Here is an 18,536-nt window from a genome sequence, read left to right as displayed (position 1 = left end):
TGTCAGCCCTTTTTCGTAATCGTAAAGTTTTCAACGAGTAAACGCCAATTTTGCGGGAATGGTAAACCAATCTTCCAATAACTAATACCACCTATACCTTGTTCTTTCATTAAATTAAACTTACTTTGAACAGAACGTGAATCTTCAAACCAAACTTCGTGTTGTACACCATTTTCATCGAAATAATTAAAATGAGGAGCCTGTGCTGTGAAATCATAGCGGATCGGAACATTGTATTTACGAGCTAGTGCAACAGCTGCAACAGAGCTAACTGCTTTTGCAGGCGGATTTCCTTCTTTGAATGGAAGTTTCCAATCGAATCCGTACAAATTTTGTCCCATCATAATTTTTTGCGGAGGCATTTGAGATTTTGCGTATTGAAGTACTTCTTTTACAGGACCGATAGGAGAAATAGCCATCGGTGGTCCGCCCTGCCAACCCCAGTCATATGTCATAATGACGACGAAATCAACAATTTGACCTTGTGCTTTATAATCATGAGCTTCGAAAAATTTTCCCTTTTGATTTGAACTTGTTTTCGGTACAAGTGTTGTACTTAGTGTGTACCCGTTAGGCAAGCGTGTTTTCACATTTCGTAAAAAACGATTATACGCTTCGCGATCTTCAGGTGCCACGCTCTCGAAATCAAAATGAATATCTCGCATACCGTACTTCTCAGCTGTTTGCAAAATGTTTGTAATAAATTTGTTTTGGATTGTTGCGTCCCGTAAAATAACGGATGTTAGATCAGCACTGAAGTTTCCATTTTCGATGTTCGTAATAACGAGCATAGGGATGGTATTACCTTGCGTTGCAATATTAGCAATTTTAGCTGTTTCAGTTGGTTCTTTTAACGTACCATCTCTTTTTGCCTCAAAACTGAAGTAGGCTAAATATGTTAAAAAGGGATTAATGGCACGTGTAGAATTAACTAAACTTTCTTTAATGGGTATAGTTGAAGGTTGTAAATAAGCGATGGATTCTACTGCTCGTTTCGTTCCTTTCGGTATATATAATTGCTGTCCAACATGGAGAATGGATTTTAAAGATAAGTTATTCACTTTAGCTAAACTAGCGAGAGGAACGTTATATGTTTGAGAGATTCTATATAGGCTATCGCCAGGCTGTACATAGTAATTATTTCCTTTCGTATTCACAATTAGTGCCTGACCAACAACGAGTGTTTCAGCTGGATTTAATCCATTGTCTTTTACTATCTCGTCAGGTGTTGATCCATATTTTGATGCCAAGCTATATACGCTATCACCGCTACGAACCGTTACAATTTGAATCATATGCTTGCTCCTTTCGGTAAAAGATTCACTATTTTTATTTTATTTTTGATGTCACTGTATTATGATTAAATGTATGCAAGGTAGCAGAAGTGAAAGAAGGCGAATATACATATGTTTGTAGCAGAACATGAAGTTGAAATCCGTTATGCGGAAACAGATCAAATGGGTGTTGTTTACCATTCAAACTATTTAGTGTGGCTTGAACTAGGTCGCACGAAACTTATACAAGATTTAGGGTTTTCATATGTTGAAATGGAGAAGGAAGGAATTATTTCTCCTGTTTTAGATTTGCAAATTTCTTATCGTAAAGCGATGCGCTACGGGGAAAAAGCAATTGTAAAAACGTGGGTTGATACAGTGAGCCCGCTTCGCGTTGTATATGGATATGAAATTTATAATGGTGATGGCGAACTTTGTATTACTGCAAGTACAACGAATATTTGTGCAAAAAAAGAAGGGTTCCGCCCTGTATCATTTAAAAAGTTCTATCCAGAGTGGTATGCGAAATATGAGGAAATTAAGAAAAAATAAAAAAGCGTGGCGGAAGCCACGTTTTTTTATTTTTCATAATTAAATTGCGGGAAATCATCACCGTCGTTAAATGTAACAACTAAATTATGTCCATCGAAGAACCACTCATCATCGCTTTCAATAAAGAAGTTAATATCTTCTTCTTGAATTTGCACAGCAGGATGTGCAGGATCATCTTTACGAATACCTAAAGAAAGTCCTTTTTGCACAGTACTGCAACCACCGTATTGTACGAAAAAGCGTAGTGTTTCACCTGATTGTAAGTTTAATTCGTTTTTATACCATTGTGCTGCTTCTTTTGTTACGGAAAGATTCATGTATAGTTCCTCCAAATTATGTTGCTTTTTCTTTAGTATAAAAAATAACGCAAAAAGACGCTATTAATATGCTTCACGTTTTCTTTTTGCGTTATGTGGGTTACGATCTTATTTTTGCTTTTTTGAAAAGTTTGCTTTCGGTTCAGTTTTATTTATAATTCGTCCAATATTTGCACGGTGTTTATAAATAACCATACCTGCTAATAAATACATCGCAATAATGAAGATTTTATCCCCGCTAACAATTGATGCGATAACGGCAACGACAGCTGTTACCATAGAAGAAAGTGATACGTATCTTGTTGTAAATAAAAGGCTGAAAAAGACAACAGCTAAAATTGCAAAAACAACTGGTGAGTAGCATAATAGCACGCCAGCAGAAGTTGCAACTGCTTTACCACCACGGAATTTCGCGAAAATCGGATACACATGTCCAAGAACAGCTGCTAATCCGAACCATAGTGGATGAACATCTAACGCGAAAATAATCGGTAGACTCGTTGCTAATGTACCTTTTAAAATGTCAGCAATTGTAACGATAAAACCTGCTTTTTTCCCTAATGTGCGGAATGTATTTGTTCCGCCTAAATTACCGCTTCCGTGCTCACGAATGTCAATTCCATAACCAATCTTTCCAACGACTAGTGCAAATGGAATCGAGCCAAGTAAGTAGGCAACGATAAATAAAAGATATGTAGTAACCATAAGTTCAGTCTCCTTTATTCAAATGTGTTGATAAAGGGTAAAAAGAGTTTTTCCCGTATATTGTACCATACATTTGTAAAGAGCACATTTCTTTTTTGTAAATGAAAAATTCATTATTTCGTGCAAAAAATTTCACAGGAATGTTACATTTCTCACAGAAATAATAAGACTATATGTAGTAACATTTTAATCAAAAGACAACAACATATTGGTGGAGGGTTATAAATGTTACAAAAAAATACACGTGGAGAAGAATTAATGAGAGTGTTTGAGACGATTGTCCACGGCAATGAACAAGATTTAATGCAAGAAAATGCAAATGTAGACGGCCGCTCTCCAATGGGAGTAATGGGAACGTTCGCATCTGAGAGTGCAAAATATTATGCTGTTGAAAATTTATTGTCAGATCAAGTGAAAAAAGCGATAAATGAAAATATATTATATCCACATGATTTAGATTTTTATGCGACAGGAACGACGACTTGTTCACAAATTCCGTTAGCGCAAATGCTTGCGAACGGTTTTCATACCGGACATGGACATATGAGACAACCGCAAGACATTAAAAGTGCATTAGCTCTTTCATCTATTATTTTTCAAGCGAATCAAAATATGCAGCACGGTGGTCAATCGTTTGCACTCTTTGATGTTGATTTAGCTCCATATGTGAGAAAAACAATAGAGAGACATAAGAAACGATTACAGTCATATCCGCTCACGAAAGAACAAATAGAAGAATTTGCGTGGAAAGAAACAGAAAATGATACGTATCAGGCTTGTGAGGCTTTCATTCATAATTCAAATAGTATGCATAGTAGGGGCGGCGGGCAAGTACCGTTTATTTCTATTAATTATGGAACAGACACATCAAAAGAAGGAAGACTTTTAATTAAACAACTTTTAAAAGCGACACAAGCTGGTCTTGGTAAAGGAGAAACACCAATTTTTCCTATTCAAATTTTTAAAATGAAAAAAGGTGTGAACTTTGAAGAAAGTGATCCGAACTATGATTTATTTGAATTAGCGTTAGAGACAACGGCTGAACGATTATTCCCTAACTTTTCATTTTTAGATGCGCCATTTAATGCTGTGCATTATGATGGACGACCGGAAAGTGAAGTATGTTACATGGGATGTCGTACTCGTGTTATGTCGAACATACATGGAGAAGAAACGGCGATTGGAAGAGGGAATTTATCATTTACATCTATTAACTTAGTGAAATTAGCATTAATTAGTGGTTCAAAAGAAGCGTTTTTTGAAGCGTTAAATTATTATTTAGATTTAGGAATTAAGCAATTATTAGAGCGATTTGAGTATCAATGTACGAAACGAGCAAGAGATTTTCGATTTTTATACTCACAAGGTGTATGGCGCGGTGGAGAAAAGTTACAGCCTGAAGATTCTGTAGCATCCATTTTAAAGCAAGGGACGTTAAGTCTTGGTTTTATCGGTCTTGCGGAGTGTTTAGTAGCTTTAACAGGAAAGCATCATGGAGAAGATGAAGAATCATGGAAACTCGGGTATGAAATCATTTCCTTTATGAGAGATAGAATGGATAAAGCGACAGAAGAACATGAACTGAATTTCTCGGTAATTGCAACTCCGGCAGAAGGATTATCAGGGAAGTTTGTGAAAAAAGATAGAGAAGAATTTGGCGTGATTAGCGGTATAACAAATCATAATTACTATACGAATTCATTCCATATTCCAGTTTATTATAACATGCAAGCGATAAATAAAATTCGTTTAGAAGGCCCGTTCCACGCTCTATGTAACGGGGGACATATTACGTATATTGAACTAGATGGAGCAGCAATGCATAACAAAAAGGCATTAAAACAAATTGTACAAGCGATGGCAGAGAATGGCGTTGGATACGGTTCAATTAATCACCCTGTTGACCGTTGTAAGTGCTGTAGTTATCACGGAGTTATTGGAAATGAGTGTCCGAGCTGCGGAAATGAAGATGAGGCTAACATAGAAAGAATTCGCCGTATAACAGGTTATCTTGTAGGAGATATGTCGAAGTGGAATAGTGCGAAACGTAGTGAAGAGATGGATCGGGTGAAACATAAATGAAAGTGATGAACATCATTCATGATAGTGTAGTAGATGGAGAAGGGTTGCGGACAGTCGTGTTTTTTGCGGGCTGTCCGCATCGTTGTTTCGGTTGCCATAATCCGAAATCGTGGAATATTTGTAATGGAACTGAAATGACAGTAGAAGAAATTGTGAAAGAGATTGCAAGTAATCCATTAACTGATGTAACATTTTCAGGTGGAGATCCATTTTTCCAAGCTACTGAAGTGAAAAAAGTAGCAAAAGCTGTGAAAGATTTGAAAAAAAATCTATGGATGTATACAGGTTATACGTTAGAAGAGATACAGAGTTCTCAAAATAATGATATGATAGAGTTGTTACATTATGGGGATGTTTTAGTCGATGGAAGATTTGAAATCGAGAAAAAAGATTTAACACTTCCATTTCGCGGAAGCTCCAATCAACGTATTATTCGATTGAAAGAGTAAAAAGGCGGGATAGATTATTATGAATAAAACAGTATTACTTGTTGAAGATGAAAGAAGATTACGTGAAATTGTTAGCGATTATTTTCGCAATGAAGGCTTTGAAGTAATCGAAGCAGAAGACGGAAAAAAAGCGCTAGAATTATTTGCAGAGCATGAAATTGATTTAATTATGTTAGATATTATGTTACCAGAAATAGATGGATGGTCTGTTTGTAGAAGAATTAGAAAAGAATCAGCAGTACCAATTATTATGTTGACAGCACGTTCGGATGAGGATGATACATTGCTAGGTTTCGAATTAGGTGCAGATGAGTATGTAACGAAACCTTTCAGCCCGAAAGTGTTAGTAGCTCGCGCAAAGACTTTATTGAAGCGTGCGGATGGCGTGGTAGGAGTAGCTGAAGAAAACGCTATGTCTTTAGCTGGAATAGAAGTGAATCGTCTATCTAGAACTGTTTTAGTAGATGGAGAAGAAATTATTTTGACACATAAAGAATTTGAACTTCTCGTTTATTTAATGGAGAACAAAGGAATTGTGTTGTCACGTCAACATTTATTAGATCAGTTATGGGGATATGACTATTACGGTGATGACCGAACTGTTGATACTCATATTAAAAAACTACGAAATAAGCTAGGAGATAAAGCGAAGCATATCGGTACTGTTATTCGTGTTGGTTATAAATTTGAAGAATAATTTGGAACGTATTGTGTGCTTCAGTCTAGGAAAATAACAATTTTATATCCTCTTTTGCAGGTGGAATGTACAAAAAATGCTTTTTTTGTCTACAATGTTAAATAAGTGTATTTTTTTAATTGGATTTCACGATGAGTTCACAAGAAGGACACAAAACGTGACTATACTAAAAATACGAATTCACCAGAGAGGGGAAGTAAACATGGGATATTACGACGGACCAAATTTAAATGAAGAGCATAGTGAAACGAGAGAAGTGAGAAAATCGGGCAGTAAAAAAGGCTATTTTTTCACAGGTTTAGTCGGAGCTGTAGTTGGGGCTGTTTCAATTAGCTTTGCGGCACCATATATGCCATGGGCTCAAAATAATGGAGCGACTGTATCATCTTTTAGTTCAGATTCAAAAGTTGAAGGTACTGTAGTTCCTGTTGTCAATAAAGCAAAAAATGAAACGGACTTACCTGGTATGATTGAAGGCGCGAAAGATGTTGTTGTAGGTGTTATTAATATGCAACAAAGTATTGATCCATTTGCAATGCAACCGACGGGTCAAGAACAACAAGCTGGTTCAGGATCAGGTGTTATTTATAAAAAGGCAGGAAATAAAGCATATATTGTAACGAACAATCATGTAGTAGATGGTGCAAATAAACTTGCTGTAAAACTGAGTGATGGCAAGAAGGTAGATGCGAAGCTTGTAGGGAAAGACCCTTGGTTAGATTTAGCTGTTGTTGAAATTGATGGTGCTAATGTAAATAAAGTTGCCACTTTAGGTGATTCTAGTAAAATCCGTGCGGGTGAAAAAGCAATTGCAATCGGTAACCCACTAGGATTTGATGGAAGTGTAACGGAAGGCATTATTAGTAGTAAAGAACGTGAAATTCCAGTAGATATTGATGGCGATAAACGTGCAGATTGGAATGCTCAAGTTATTCAAACAGATGCAGCAATTAACCCTGGTAACAGTGGTGGTGCGTTATTTAACCAAAACGGAGAAATAATTGGGATTAATTCAAGTAAAATTGCACAACAAGAAGTTGAAGGAATTGGATTTGCTATTCCAATTAATATCGCAAAACCAGTTATTGAATCTCTTGAAAAAGATGGAGTAGTAAAACGTCCAGCGCTTGGAGTAGGTGTTGTTTCATTAGAAGATGTGCAAGCTTATGCAGTCAATCAATTGAAAGTACCGAAAGAAGTAACAAACGGTGTTGTATTAGGTAAAATTTACCCAATATCACCGGCTGAAAAAGCAGGTTTAGAGCAATATGATATTGTAGTAGCATTAGATAATCAAAAAGTAGAAAATTCACTTCAATTCCGTAAATATTTATATGAAAAGAAAAAAGTAGGAGAGAAGGTAGAAGTTACATTCTATCGTAACGGTCAAAAAATGACGAAAACAGCTACTTTAGCAGATAACTCAGCTACAAAGAATCAATAATCGGAATAAAAGAAAGTCTCTTTCATATTGAAAGAGACTTTCTTTATCGGCTATACTAAAGGAATAGGAGGGATAATTTATGACAATTGAAAACCCAACTCGTACGGAAATTGGTGAAGTATTAAAGAAAAGCAAAACGATTGCAGTTGTTGGTTTATCGGATAAGCCAGAACGTACATCGTATATGGTTTCAAAAGCAATGCAAGATGCTGGATACCGCATTATTCCAGTTAACCCAACAGTAGATGAGGTGCTTGGAGAAAAGGCAGTTGCTTCACTAAAGGATATTAAGGAACACGTTGACATTGTAAATGTATTTCGTCGCTCAGAGTTTTTAATGGATGTTGCAAAAGAATTTGTAGAGATTGATGCAGATGTTTTTTGGGCACAATTAGGAGTACAAGATGAAGATACATACAAACTTTTAAAAGAAAAAGACTATACTGTAATAATGGATCGTTGTATAAAAGTAGAACATGCGATGACAAAATAGTATAGATTGTAAAGGTAGGAAGATTGCTTCAGCCCTCATGATAATAAGTAGGGCCGATGAACGAGGTGTTCATCATGAGATTTTTTAAAGGCTGTTTTTGGGGATTGTTACTTGTAATCCCGTTTTGGATCTTGATCATTTGGATCATAATAAAGGTTTGGAATGTGTAATCTTGGAATACATATCCATTTCTCGTTGACAAACGATTATTTTTCTGAAATAGTAGCCTAGAGGAATCCTTGTGAAAAAACAAGGATTTTTCTATTGAAAATGGTATATAAAAGAGATAAGATAACTTGCCAAAACTATAGTCGAGGCGTTATTCTATAATAGAAACATATGTTCTGATTTTGGATTAGGAAAGGGGCAAGGAGTTTGGCGAAGCATCAGTTCCAATATAATGAAGATGCGATTCAAGTGTTAGAAGGACTTGAAGCCGTTCGAAAACGCCCGGGTATGTATATCGGGAGCACGGACAGCCGTGGATTGCATCATTTAGTATACGAAATAGTAGATAACTCCGTTGATGAAGCGTTAGCGGGATTTGGCGACGAAATTTCTGTCGTAATACATAAAGATAATAGTATTAGCGTTATAGATAAAGGGCGAGGAATGCCTACGGGAATGCATAAGCTTGGAAAACCTACACCAGAAGTTATTTTAACTGTACTTCATGCCGGTGGTAAGTTTGGTCAAGGTGGTTACAAAACCAGTGGTGGTTTACACGGTGTTGGGGCGTCAGTTGTAAACGCCTTATCTGAATGGTTAGTCGTAACGATTAAGCGTGACGGAAATATTTATGAACAACGCTTTGAAAATGGCGGTGTTCCTGTAACGACGCTTGAGAAAATCGGAAAGACGAAAGAATCTGGTACGACAATGCATTTCAAACCAGATACAACGATTTTCAGCACAACAAATTACAATTATGAAACATTATGTGAGAGATTACGTGAATCTGCATTCTTATTAAAAGGGATGAAAATCTCAATAAAAGATGAAAGAAATGATTTAGAAGATGTCTTTCATTATGAAACAGGAATTGAAGCTTTCGTTTCCTATTTAAACGAAGAAAAAGATTCAATTCACCCAGTTGTATACTTCACTGGTGAACAAAATGGGATTGAAGCAGAACTAGCATTTCAATTTAACGATGGCTACTCAGAAAATATTCTTTCGTTTGTAAATAATGTACGTACAAAAGATGGTGGAACACATGAAGCTGGATTTAAGACAGCGATGACGCGTGTGTTCAATGAGTATGCTCGCAAAGTTTCACTATTAAAAGAAAAAGATAAAAACTTAGAAGGTACAGATATTCGTGAAGGTGTAGCGGCTATCGTTTCTGTACGTGTACCAGAAGAAGTACTTCAGTTTGAAGGACAAACAAAAGGGAAACTAGGTACAAGTGAAGCTCGTTCTTCAATTGATGCCATTGTATCAGAGCATTTGGCTTACTTTTTAGAAGAAAACCCGGACGTAGCCACACTTCTTGTGAGAAAAGCAATTAAAGCAGCGCAAGCACGTGAAGCTGCTCGTAAAGCGAGAGAGGAAGCGCGTACTGGTAAAAAGAAAAAGAAATCAGAAGGTACATTAAGTGGTAAGTTAACACCTGCACAATCACGTAACCCGCAGAAAAATGAACTATACCTAGTAGAGGGTGACTCTGCCGGTGGTTCTGCAAAACAAGGGCGAGATCGACGCTTCCAAGCGGTATTACCATTGCGTGGTAAAGTAATTAATACAGAAAAAGCAAAGCTTGCTGATATTTTCAAAAATGAAGAGATTAATACAATTATTTATGCGATTGGCGGCGGTGTAGGCAATGAATTCGATGTGGAAGACATTAACTACGATAAAGTTGTAATCATGACCGATGCCGATACAGACGGAGCGCATATTCAAGTATTGTTATTAACATTCTTCTACAGATATATGAAACCACTTATCGAAGCTGGTAAAGTGTTTATCGCACTTCCTCCTTTATACAAAGTAAGTAAAGGAAAAGGAAAAAGTGAAGTAATTGAATACGCATGGTCAGATGATGAATTAGATGAAGTAACGAAAAAAGTTGGAAAAGGTTACATGTTACAGCGTTATAAAGGACTTGGCGAAATGAATGCGGATCAATTATGGGAAACAACGATGAATCCTGAAACGCGTACATTAATTCGCGTGAAAATTGATGATGCAGCAAGAGCAGAGCGCCGCGTAACAACATTAATGGGCGATAAAGTAGAACCGCGCCGTAAATGGATTGAGCGTAATGTACAGTTTGGTATGCAAGAAGAAGGAAATATTTTAGAAAATGAAATGATTATGGAGACGGAGGTGGAATAACATGCAAGCAGAGAAGTTTCATGACCTCCCGCTTGAAGACGTGTTAGGTGATCGCTTTGCACGTTATAGTAAATATATTATTCAAGATCGCGCACTTCCAGATGCGCGTGACGGCTTAAAACCAGTACAAAGACGTATTTTATATTCTATGTATGTAGAAGGAAACGTGCACGATAAAGCGTTCCGTAAGTCAGCTAAAACAGTCGGTAACGTTATTGGTAATTATCATCCGCATGGTGATTCCTCTGTATATGAGGCGATGGTACGTTTAAGCCAAACTTGGAAAGTACGTAATGTTTTAGTTGAAATGCATGGTAATAACGGCAGTGTTGATGGGGATCCGGCAGCAGCAATGCGTTATACGGAAGCACGATTATCACCAATTGCATCGGAGTTATTACGTGATCTTGATAAAGAAACAGTAGAATTCGTATCAAACTTTGATGATACGAGTGAAGAACCGGTTGTTTTACCAGCAGCGTTCCCGAACTTATTAGTGAACGGATCTACAGGAATTTCCGCAGGTTATGCAACAGAAATTCCTCCGCATCATCTTGGAGAAGTTATTGACGCTACAATGATGCGTATTGATAAACCGAATAGTACTGTTGATGATTTATTAACAGTTATGAAAGGACCAGATTTCCCAACAGGTGGTATTATTCAAGGGATTGATGGTATTAAAAAGGCGTATGAAACAGGTAAAGGTAAAATTATTATTCGCGGGAAAGCAGAGGTTGAAACGGTTCGTGGCGGGAAACAGCAAATCGTAATTACTGAAATTCCATACGAAGTAAATAAAGCAAACCTTGTTAAGAAAATGGATGAGTTACGCCTAGATAAAAAATTAGATGGCATTGCTGAAGTACGTGATGAGACAGATCGTACAGGTCTTCGCATTGTCGTAGAATTAAAAAAAGAAGCAAATTCTGAAGGTATTTTAAATTATTTATATAAAAATACAGATTTACAAATTCCATATAACTTTAATATGGTAGCGATTAATAATCGTCGTCCAACGCTTATGACATTACCGAAAATTTTAGATGCATATATTGGCCATCAAAAAGAAGTTGTTACGAGACGTTCACAATATGAATTACGAAAGGCAGAAAATCGTCAACATATTGTAGAAGGTTTAAAGAAAGCATTATCGATTTTAGACCAAGTTATTGAAACGATTCGTGCTTCAAAAGATAAGCGTAATGCAAAAGATAATTTAAGTGCGAAATTTGGTTTTACAGAAGCGCAAGCGGAAGCAATTGTATCCTTGCAATTATATCGTTTAACGAATACAGATATTACAGCGCTACAACAAGAGGCAGATGAGCTTAATAAGAAAATTATTGAGCTACAGGCAATTTTACAAAGTGAAAAAAGATTACTTCAAGTTATTAAAACAGATTTAAAGAGAGTTAAGAAAACATATAGTGATGATCGACGCGCGATTATTGAAGATCAAATCGAGGAAATTAAAATCGATGTAGAAGTGATGATCCCACAAGAAGATGTCATCGTTACTGTAACGAAAGAAGGATATGTGAAACGTACTGGATGGCGCTCACATAATGCCTCAAATGGCAAAGACTTCGGTATGAAAGAGGGTGACATCTTACTTGAACGATTCGATACGAATACGACAGAGACAGTCCTCTTATTTACGAATAAAGGAAACTATATATATCTGCCAGTATACGAAATGCCAGATATTCGTTGGAAAGATTTAGGACAACACGTTGCTAATATCGTTTCACTTGACCGGGATGAAACCATTATTTGGGCAACTGTCGTACCGAACTTTGAGGAAGAAAAGCGATTTATCGTATTTGTAACGAAGAACGGTATGATTAAGAAGACAGAATTAAACCAATATAAAGTACAACGTTACTCTAGAGCATTCGTTGCTGTAAACTTGAAAAAAGATGATGAAGTTGTTGATATATTTGCGACAGATGGAACGAGTGATATCGTTCTTGCTACACATGGTGCATATGCACTTATTTTCCATGAAGATGAAGTAAGTCCAGTCGGTGTAAGAGCCGCTGGTGTGAAAGCAATTAATTTAAAAGAAGATGACTATGTCGCTTCTGGTAAACCATTAAATGCTGATAAAGATCAACTTATTCTCGTAACGCAGCGCGGTGCTGTAAAACGCCTAAAAGCATCAGAAATTGAGAAATCAACGAGGGCAAAGCGAGGTCTTGTTATTTTCAAAGAGTTAAAACGTAATCCATACCGCATTGTCGGTATTGAAATCGTTAGAGACGATGAACTAGTTTACATGAAGACAGAGAAACACATCGTAGAAGAAATTGATCCGAAAGCGTATCGAAATAAGGACAGGTATAGTAACGGTAGTTTAGTACTAGATGTTAATGATACTGGTGAAGTTATTGAAACGTGGACGAAAAAACGACCGGAATAAAAAAAGCATCTTGTCATGAATAATGGCAAGATGCTTTTTTCTAGGCAATTTATTATGTAAATTATAATAATCTTGTTATAATAACTGAATGAAATCGTTCTCATGAAGTGGACTTACTACCCACAAATAGCGGGATAAATGGAGGGGCAGCAATATGAAAAAAATAGGTGTAGGGATTGTAGGGTTTGGATTTTCTAGTACAACATTTCACATCCCATTATTACAAACGATAGAAGAATACGATATTCGTGCCGTATTATCTTCAAAAGAAGAGGTAGTAAAAGAAACATTACCGAATGCTAACGTCGTGAGTACAATTGATGAATTGGTGAAGCGAGCTGATATTGACTTAGTTGTTATTACTTCACCAAATACAACTCATTTTCCATATGTAAAAGAAGCAATATTAAACGGTAAGCATGTTGTTGTAGAGAAACCATTTGTTGTTTCAATTGAAGAAGGAGAAGAGCTTATTTCATTAGCAGAGCAGCATAATGTCGTATTAAGTGTATATCATAATCGTCGTTTTGATAATGATTTCTTAACAATTAAGAAATTATTAGAAGAAAATAGAATAGGGAACCTATACGCATATGAAGCGCATTTTGATCGTTTCCGTCCACATGTACGTGATCGATGGAGAGAAAAGAACTTACCAGGATCAGGTATATTATATGACTTAGGCTCGCATTTAATTGACCAAGCATTATCATTATTTGGGAAACCAAATGCAATCAGTGCAGATGTAATCAAACAACGACCAGGTGCAGAAATTGATGATTATTTCCACATAGTACTTCATTACGGAGTTAAACGTGTCATTTTACGTAGTAGCAGTTATGTGAAAAAAGCCGGTCCGCACTTTACACTGCATGGAGATAAAGGCTCTATCGTGAAATACGGTATGGATTCACAGGAAGAACAATTAAAAAATGGAATGAAGCCAGGCGATAACGGTTATGGAGTAGACATTGAACAGAATTTTGCTACTCTAGAAACAGAAGAAGAGTCAGTACGTATTCCAACAGAAGTCGGCTGTTATGACATGTACTATAAAGGTGTAAGAGATAGTATTATAAGTGGTGAGAAATTACCTGTAACAGCACAAGAAGGTTTAGAAGTTATTAAGCTGATTCAATTAGCGGTTGAAAGTAGTGAAACAGGTAGAGTTATCACTGTAAAATAAAAAAGACACGAATTTCGTGTCTTTTTATTTTTGTGGAACAGAAAGACCATAGAAAAACATAGTGACAATATCTTGAATATGTTTTTCGCGATCTCCTTCAAGAAGCTGTGCCCCAAAATCATCACCTAATTTTGTAAACATTTGAATGTAAAGTAACATCATTTCTTTAGTAAGGTGAGGGTTAATTTCATTTTTTTGCTGTGCTTGTTCTAATATTTCTAAATACCAAGGCAAGATTTTTTCGTTTTGATAACTATAAATAAACTTTCGGAGCTCTTCATCTCTTTGCATCATTTGTAGTAACATATCCGGCTGAAATAACCCACCAGTATTCATTTTTCTTACAATCATTTTTTGCATCATATCATGAAAAGGTAATTTTTCCGCTGCAAGATCTTTATAATATTGAAATTCAGATATAATAAATTCTTGTATAAGCTCTCGAAATAACGCATCTTTACTTCCGAAATGATTATAAATGGTAACTTGAGAAACGTTTGCTTCTTTTGCAATATGTTCTATTTTCACTTCATTAAATCCGCGTTCTGAAAATAATAAGAAGGCTGCCTCTTTAATAGCACGTTTTTTCTTTTCTTTCACTTTTTCAAAGCCGTTCAATGCAATCACCTCAATTAAAATATACAAGAAAAAATAATGAAAAACAATAATTTTGAAATATAGACATATAAATATTTCAAAAAGTTGTTGCGAATATGAAAGATGAGGAGTACAATATTTTTGAAATATCACATATTAAATATTTCAAAAAATGAGGTGGATTTATGATTTCAGTTCAAAATGTTACAAAACAATTTTCGAATGGAAAAGGTTTGTTTCATATTACATTTGATGTAAAAGAAGGAGAAGTGTTCGGTTACTTAGGACCGAATGGTGCAGGTAAATCAACGACGATTCGTAATTTAATGGGATTTATAAAACCGACATCTGGAAAATCTTCAATTTTTGGATTGGATTGTTGGAATGAAGCAGCGAAAATTCAAAGGGAAGTTGGTTATTTGCCGGGTGAAATTTCTTTTATTGAAGGAATGAACGGATTAGAATTTCTGAAGTTAATGCAAGGAATGCGTGGGCTAAAGGATACGAAAAGACGAGATGAATTAATAGAACGTCTACAATTCGATGTGAAAACACCGATTCGAAAAATGTCTAAAGGAATGAAACAAAAAGTAGGGATTGTTGCTGCTTTTATGCATGATCCAGAAGTGTTAATTTTAGATGAACCGACTTCAGGGCTCGATCCACTTATGCAGCAAGTGTTTATAGATTTAATAGTAGAGGAAAAGCAAAGGGGAAAAACGATTCTTATGTCTTCACATATTTTCACTGAAATTGAGCGTACATGCGACCGAGTAGCGATTATTAAAGATGGGCGCCTTGTAACGGTTGAAAATATTCATGATTTACAAGGGATGAGACGACAAGTGATAGATGTAACCGTATCATCAGAGGAAGAGATTGATTCTCTTACAAAATGTAATTTGCAATTTGAAGCGGTAAAAGGTAGAGAGGCATCGATTATTATACAAGGAAACTATCAAACTGTTTTACAAATACTTTCAAACTATAATGTAACGGCACTTCAAACGAGAGCGATGGATTTAGAACATTTATTTATGCATTATTACGATAAGAAAGAAGGGGTAAAGCATGAATAAGCAATTGTTTTTAGCTAGTTTGAAAGAGACGCAAAAAAGTATTTTGAGTTACGCAACTGGTGCAGCTCTATATTTATGGTTGTTAATTTGGATATTCCCTTCAATGGTATCAGCGAAAGGTTTAAATGAATTAATAAGCGCTATGCCTGATAGTGTGAAAAAAATTGTTGGCATGGAAAGTCCGATTCAAAACGTAATGGATTTTTTAGCTGGTGAGTACTATAGTCTATTGTTTATTATCATATTAACAATTTTTTGCGTTACAGTTGCAACACATTTAATTGCCCGGCATGTAGATAAAGGGGCGATGGCATATTTATTGGCGACACCTGTATCTAGAGTGAAAATTGCAATCACGCAAGCCTCTGTTCTCATATTAGGACTACTAATTATTGTAGTTGTTACGTATGTAGCGGGCATAGTAGGTGCAGAATGGTTTTTAAGTGATAATAACTTAAATAAAGAATTATTCCTAAAGATAAATATAGTCGGAGGGCTCATATTTTTAGTCGTTAGTGCATATTCATTTTTCTTTTCTTGTATATGTAATGATGAAAGAAAAGCACTTAGCTACTCAGCAAGTTTAACTATTTTATTTTTTGTACTAAATATGGTAGGTAAATTAAGTGATAAGTTAGAGTGGATGAAAAGTCTATCGTTATTTACACTGTTTCGTCCAAAAGAAATTGCGGAAGGAACGTATAATATATGGCCGGTAAGTATAGGTTTAGCTGCGGGAGCGCTTTGTATTTTTATAGTAGCGATTGTATTGTTTAAGAAGAGGGATTTACCGTTGTAGAGTAGAAAGTCCACTATATGAGTGGACTTTTTTTGATGAGGAGGAAACTAGTGGATCATTTATTCCGGGTGCAGCTATATGTAAATGATATAGAAAAGTCATTATTGTTCTATGAAGAAGTAATTGGTTTAAAGTTGTATAAACGAAATATGCATGCAGCACGTTTTAATTTCGACCAGTTTTCTTTATTACTAGTTAGTGATTCAAGATTGAATGAAAATCACTATTTTTACAATCGAAAAGAGATGAAGGGGAATGGCTTTGAACTAATTATTGTTGTCAATCGGATTGAAGAAGTATATGAACGTTGTAAAGAGAATCGGTGCACAATACAAGAAGAAATTCAAACTTATCCATGGGAGATGAGAGGATTTAAAGTAGTGGATCCAGATGGATATTTCCTTAGGATCACATCTAAGTAAAGGTAAACATGAAAAATGTTTACCTTTTTTTATGGAAATATTCAAAAAAATGAACCTTTTTCTAGGCTCATACGTCTAATACATGTAAAGTTAAATTTGAAGCGAGGATGAAACAGGAGGAGCAATTGTGAAAGTAATCCCTTTATATAAAATGTTTGTAAAAGAAGAAACAGATGTTTCCTTAGCGAAAAAAGGTGATCATGAAGCGTTTATGACGCTTATACATACAGAAAAAGTGAAGATGTATCGTATTGCAAAGGCTATGTTACGTGATGAGACAAATATAGAGGATGCGATACAAACAACAATTTTAAAAGCCTATGAAAATATAAAAAAATTAAAGAAGGAAGAGTTTTTTCAAACTTGGTTAATTCGAATTTTAATGAATGAATGTAATAACATTATTAGAACGTATAAAAAGATAATTGTGACAGAAGAGAATGATTACAATATGAGTGCGTGCGATCAGTATGAAGATATAGATTTGTGTAATGCGATTCAATCGTTACATGAAGAGTTAAGAGCTGTTACGGTACTTTATTATTATGAAGATATGAATCAAGAGAGTATAGCGAAGCTTTTAGAAGTACCAAAAGGAACAGTGAAATCGAGATTGGCACGTGCGAGGGAACAACTACAGAAACGATTAAAGATGGAATAGGAGGTGCAAAGGATGGATAATGAAAAAATATTTGATGAGAAATTAAAAAAGAGAATAAACGAAGAGAATGTTATAGTACCGCCAGAGTTAAATGAAAAGATTAATCGTACACTACATAGTCTTCCGGTAAAAAAGAAAGGTTACAGAGTTTATATGATGGTTATAAGTGCTGCTGTTCTAGCACTTTCCATTGTGTCTATGTCGGAGTTTTCTGATCAAATTTTTGCTCAAAACGGCGGAGTGTTTGAATATGTAAAGAAAAAGGCATTTTCTGATTACGAAAATGAAGAGGAAATAAAAGCGAATGCAAATTATCCAGATAAAGAAAAGATTCATGAAAAAATGCTAGATTCCATTGATCATTTTAATAATATTTCAGGACAATTTGAGGAATATTCTAGTTCGTCAAGAATTGCTACAACATACAAATATGCGATTGATACGGAGCAACAAAGAGGAATCTCTTCAAAAGAAGACAAGCTAACGAAAAAACGAACCATTATATATAACGAGGGCAAGAAAAAAGAATTTGATGATGAGAAGTATACGTACAAAGAAACAAAATGGAGCCCGAAAGAAAGAAACTATGAACTATTAAAATTAAATCCTACGGAAAGGTTATTGAGAAAATCAGGTGAGAAAAAAAGATATGATGATGAATATGTGGGATTCGCGAAGTATAGTATTCAATCCGAATTTGCTGATCTATTAATCCGATATAAAGATTGGAATTATAAAGAAACGAAGTATCTTGGACTGGATTGCTACAAAATAGAAGGGACAATAAATATAGAAATGCCTGTAAGTACATCTGAAGATTTAAGAGGGAAATTTGAAATGGTTGTAGAGAAAAATACAGGGATTATGCTGAAATTCCTTAGTTTCCACGAAGGTATGATTCAATATTCGATTACAACTGAATGGATACAAATAAACAAAGGATTGAAAGAGAATACATTTCAAAAGGAAAGCACTAATTATGAGAAAGTGAAAAATATATTAGATGAATAGAAA

The 18,536-nt window shown here is 35.5% G+C and carries 18 protein-coding genes; 14 read left to right on the top strand and 4 right to left on the bottom strand.

The genetic code is table 11. The features are described 5' to 3' along the window. Positions 1–2 precede the first annotated feature (2 nt). Complete coding sequence (locus ACTFR9_RS10105) at positions 3–1,295, bottom strand: glycosyl hydrolase family 18 protein (RefSeq protein WP_098946457.1); 1,293 nt, start codon at positions 1,293–1,295, stop codon at positions 3–5. 111 nt (positions 1,296–1,406) lie between these two features. On the opposite strand from ACTFR9_RS10105, the gene ACTFR9_RS10100 reads away from it, so the two are divergent. Further along, complete coding sequence (locus tag ACTFR9_RS10100; RefSeq protein WP_000495810.1) at positions 1,407–1,826, top strand: acyl-CoA thioesterase; 420 nt, start codon at positions 1,407–1,409, stop codon at positions 1,824–1,826. A 26-nt stretch (positions 1,827–1,852) separates the two neighbouring features. On the opposite strand, the gene ACTFR9_RS10095 is transcribed toward ACTFR9_RS10100, so the two are convergent. Both ACTFR9_RS10095 and plsY read right to left on the bottom strand, forming a co-directional pair. After that, positions 1,853–2,143 carry a HesB/YadR/YfhF family protein gene (locus ACTFR9_RS10095; protein ID WP_001054442.1) on the bottom strand — a complete coding sequence of 97 codons (291 nt, stop codon included), beginning with the start codon at positions 2,141–2,143 and terminating at the stop codon, positions 1,853–1,855. Positions 2,144–2,251: 108 nt separating this feature from the next. Next, positions 2,252–2,848, bottom strand: coding sequence for a glycerol-3-phosphate 1-O-acyltransferase PlsY (gene plsY / locus ACTFR9_RS10090; RefSeq protein ID WP_229136654.1), 597 nt, complete (start codon positions 2,846–2,848; stop codon positions 2,252–2,254). Between the two features lie 225 nt (positions 2,849–3,073). Between plsY and ACTFR9_RS10085 the strand changes: the two genes are divergently transcribed. The 8 genes from ACTFR9_RS10085 (at position 3,074) to ACTFR9_RS10050 (ending at position 13,964) form a co-directional block, all read left to right on the top strand. Then, complete coding sequence (locus ACTFR9_RS10085) at positions 3,074–4,930, top strand: anaerobic ribonucleoside triphosphate reductase (RefSeq protein WP_229136655.1); 1,857 nt, start codon at positions 3,074–3,076, stop codon at positions 4,928–4,930. After that, on the top strand, positions 4,927–5,379 hold the full coding sequence (gene nrdG, locus ACTFR9_RS10080; protein WP_101218301.1) for an anaerobic ribonucleoside-triphosphate reductase activating protein: 453 nt from the start codon (positions 4,927–4,929) through the stop codon (positions 5,377–5,379). The genes ACTFR9_RS10085 and nrdG overlap by 4 nt, the downstream gene beginning before the upstream one ends. Positions 5,380–5,398: 19 nt before the next feature. Further along, positions 5,399–6,076, top strand: coding sequence for a response regulator transcription factor (locus ACTFR9_RS10075; protein WP_001044683.1), 678 nt, complete (start codon positions 5,399–5,401; stop codon positions 6,074–6,076). 202 nt (positions 6,077–6,278) lie between these two features. Beyond that, positions 6,279–7,520 carry a S1C family serine protease gene (locus ACTFR9_RS10070; RefSeq protein WP_000542648.1) on the top strand — a complete coding sequence of 414 codons (1,242 nt, stop codon included), beginning with the start codon at positions 6,279–6,281 and terminating at the stop codon, positions 7,518–7,520. A 79-nt stretch (positions 7,521–7,599) separates the two neighbouring features. After that, positions 7,600–8,013 (top strand): CoA-binding protein, encoded by a 414-nt coding sequence (locus tag ACTFR9_RS10065; protein ID WP_000151382.1) that lies wholly within the window; start codon positions 7,600–7,602, stop codon positions 8,011–8,013. A 375-nt stretch (positions 8,014–8,388) separates the two neighbouring features. Next, complete coding sequence (gene parE, locus ACTFR9_RS10060) at positions 8,389–10,353, top strand: DNA topoisomerase IV subunit B (protein WP_001062205.1); 1,965 nt, start codon at positions 8,389–8,391, stop codon at positions 10,351–10,353. Between the two features lies 1 nt (position 10,354). After that, positions 10,355–12,778, top strand: a complete 2,424-nt coding sequence (gene parC / locus ACTFR9_RS10055; protein ID WP_001147475.1) for a DNA topoisomerase IV subunit A — start codon at positions 10,355–10,357, stop codon at positions 12,776–12,778. 154 nt (positions 12,779–12,932) lie between these two features. Continuing rightward, positions 12,933–13,964, top strand: coding sequence for an oxidoreductase (locus tag ACTFR9_RS10050; protein ID WP_229136656.1), 1,032 nt, complete (start codon positions 12,933–12,935; stop codon positions 13,962–13,964). 24 nt (positions 13,965–13,988) lie between these two features. Here ACTFR9_RS10050 and ACTFR9_RS10045 read toward each other — a convergent pair whose 3' ends face one another. Further along, the gene (locus tag ACTFR9_RS10045) at positions 13,989–14,591 is read right to left on the bottom strand and encodes a TetR/AcrR family transcriptional regulator (RefSeq protein WP_141491289.1); all 603 of its coding nucleotides are present in this window, start codon (positions 14,589–14,591) and stop codon (positions 13,989–13,991) included. Positions 14,592–14,746: 155 nt separating this feature from the next. Here ACTFR9_RS10045 and ACTFR9_RS10040 point away from each other — a divergent pair, with 155 nt between their 5' ends. The 5 genes from ACTFR9_RS10040 (at position 14,747) to ACTFR9_RS10020 (ending at position 18,533) form a co-directional block, all read left to right on the top strand. Beyond that, entirely contained in the window at positions 14,747–15,640 is an 894-nt protein-coding gene (locus tag ACTFR9_RS10040; RefSeq protein ID WP_229136657.1) for an ABC transporter ATP-binding protein, read from the top strand. Beyond that, on the top strand, positions 15,633–16,439 hold the full coding sequence (locus ACTFR9_RS10035) for an ABC transporter permease subunit (RefSeq protein WP_001041449.1): 807 nt from the start codon (positions 15,633–15,635) through the stop codon (positions 16,437–16,439). The genes ACTFR9_RS10040 and ACTFR9_RS10035 overlap by 8 nt, the downstream gene beginning before the upstream one ends. A gap of 50 nt (positions 16,440–16,489) precedes the next feature. After that, the gene (locus ACTFR9_RS10030) at positions 16,490–16,861 is read left to right on the top strand and encodes a VOC family protein (protein WP_229136658.1); all 372 of its coding nucleotides are present in this window, start codon (positions 16,490–16,492) and stop codon (positions 16,859–16,861) included. Between the two features lie 127 nt (positions 16,862–16,988). Beyond that, positions 16,989–17,522, top strand: coding sequence for a sigma-70 family RNA polymerase sigma factor (locus tag ACTFR9_RS10025; protein ID WP_000864717.1), 534 nt, complete (start codon positions 16,989–16,991; stop codon positions 17,520–17,522). Positions 17,523–17,534: 12 nt separating this feature from the next. Further along, positions 17,535–18,533: a hypothetical protein gene (locus ACTFR9_RS10020; protein WP_000368233.1), complete on the top strand. Its 999-nt coding sequence runs from the start codon at positions 17,535–17,537 to the stop codon at positions 18,531–18,533. Positions 18,534–18,536: the final 3 nt, after the last annotated feature.

This window comes from Bacillus cereus group sp. MYBK222-1 (assembly GCF_051916425.1).
Taxonomy (GTDB): domain Bacteria; phylum Bacillota; class Bacilli; order Bacillales; family Bacillaceae_G; genus Bacillus_A; species Bacillus_A paranthracis.
This window is presented reverse-complemented; position numbering and strand designations above follow the sequence as displayed.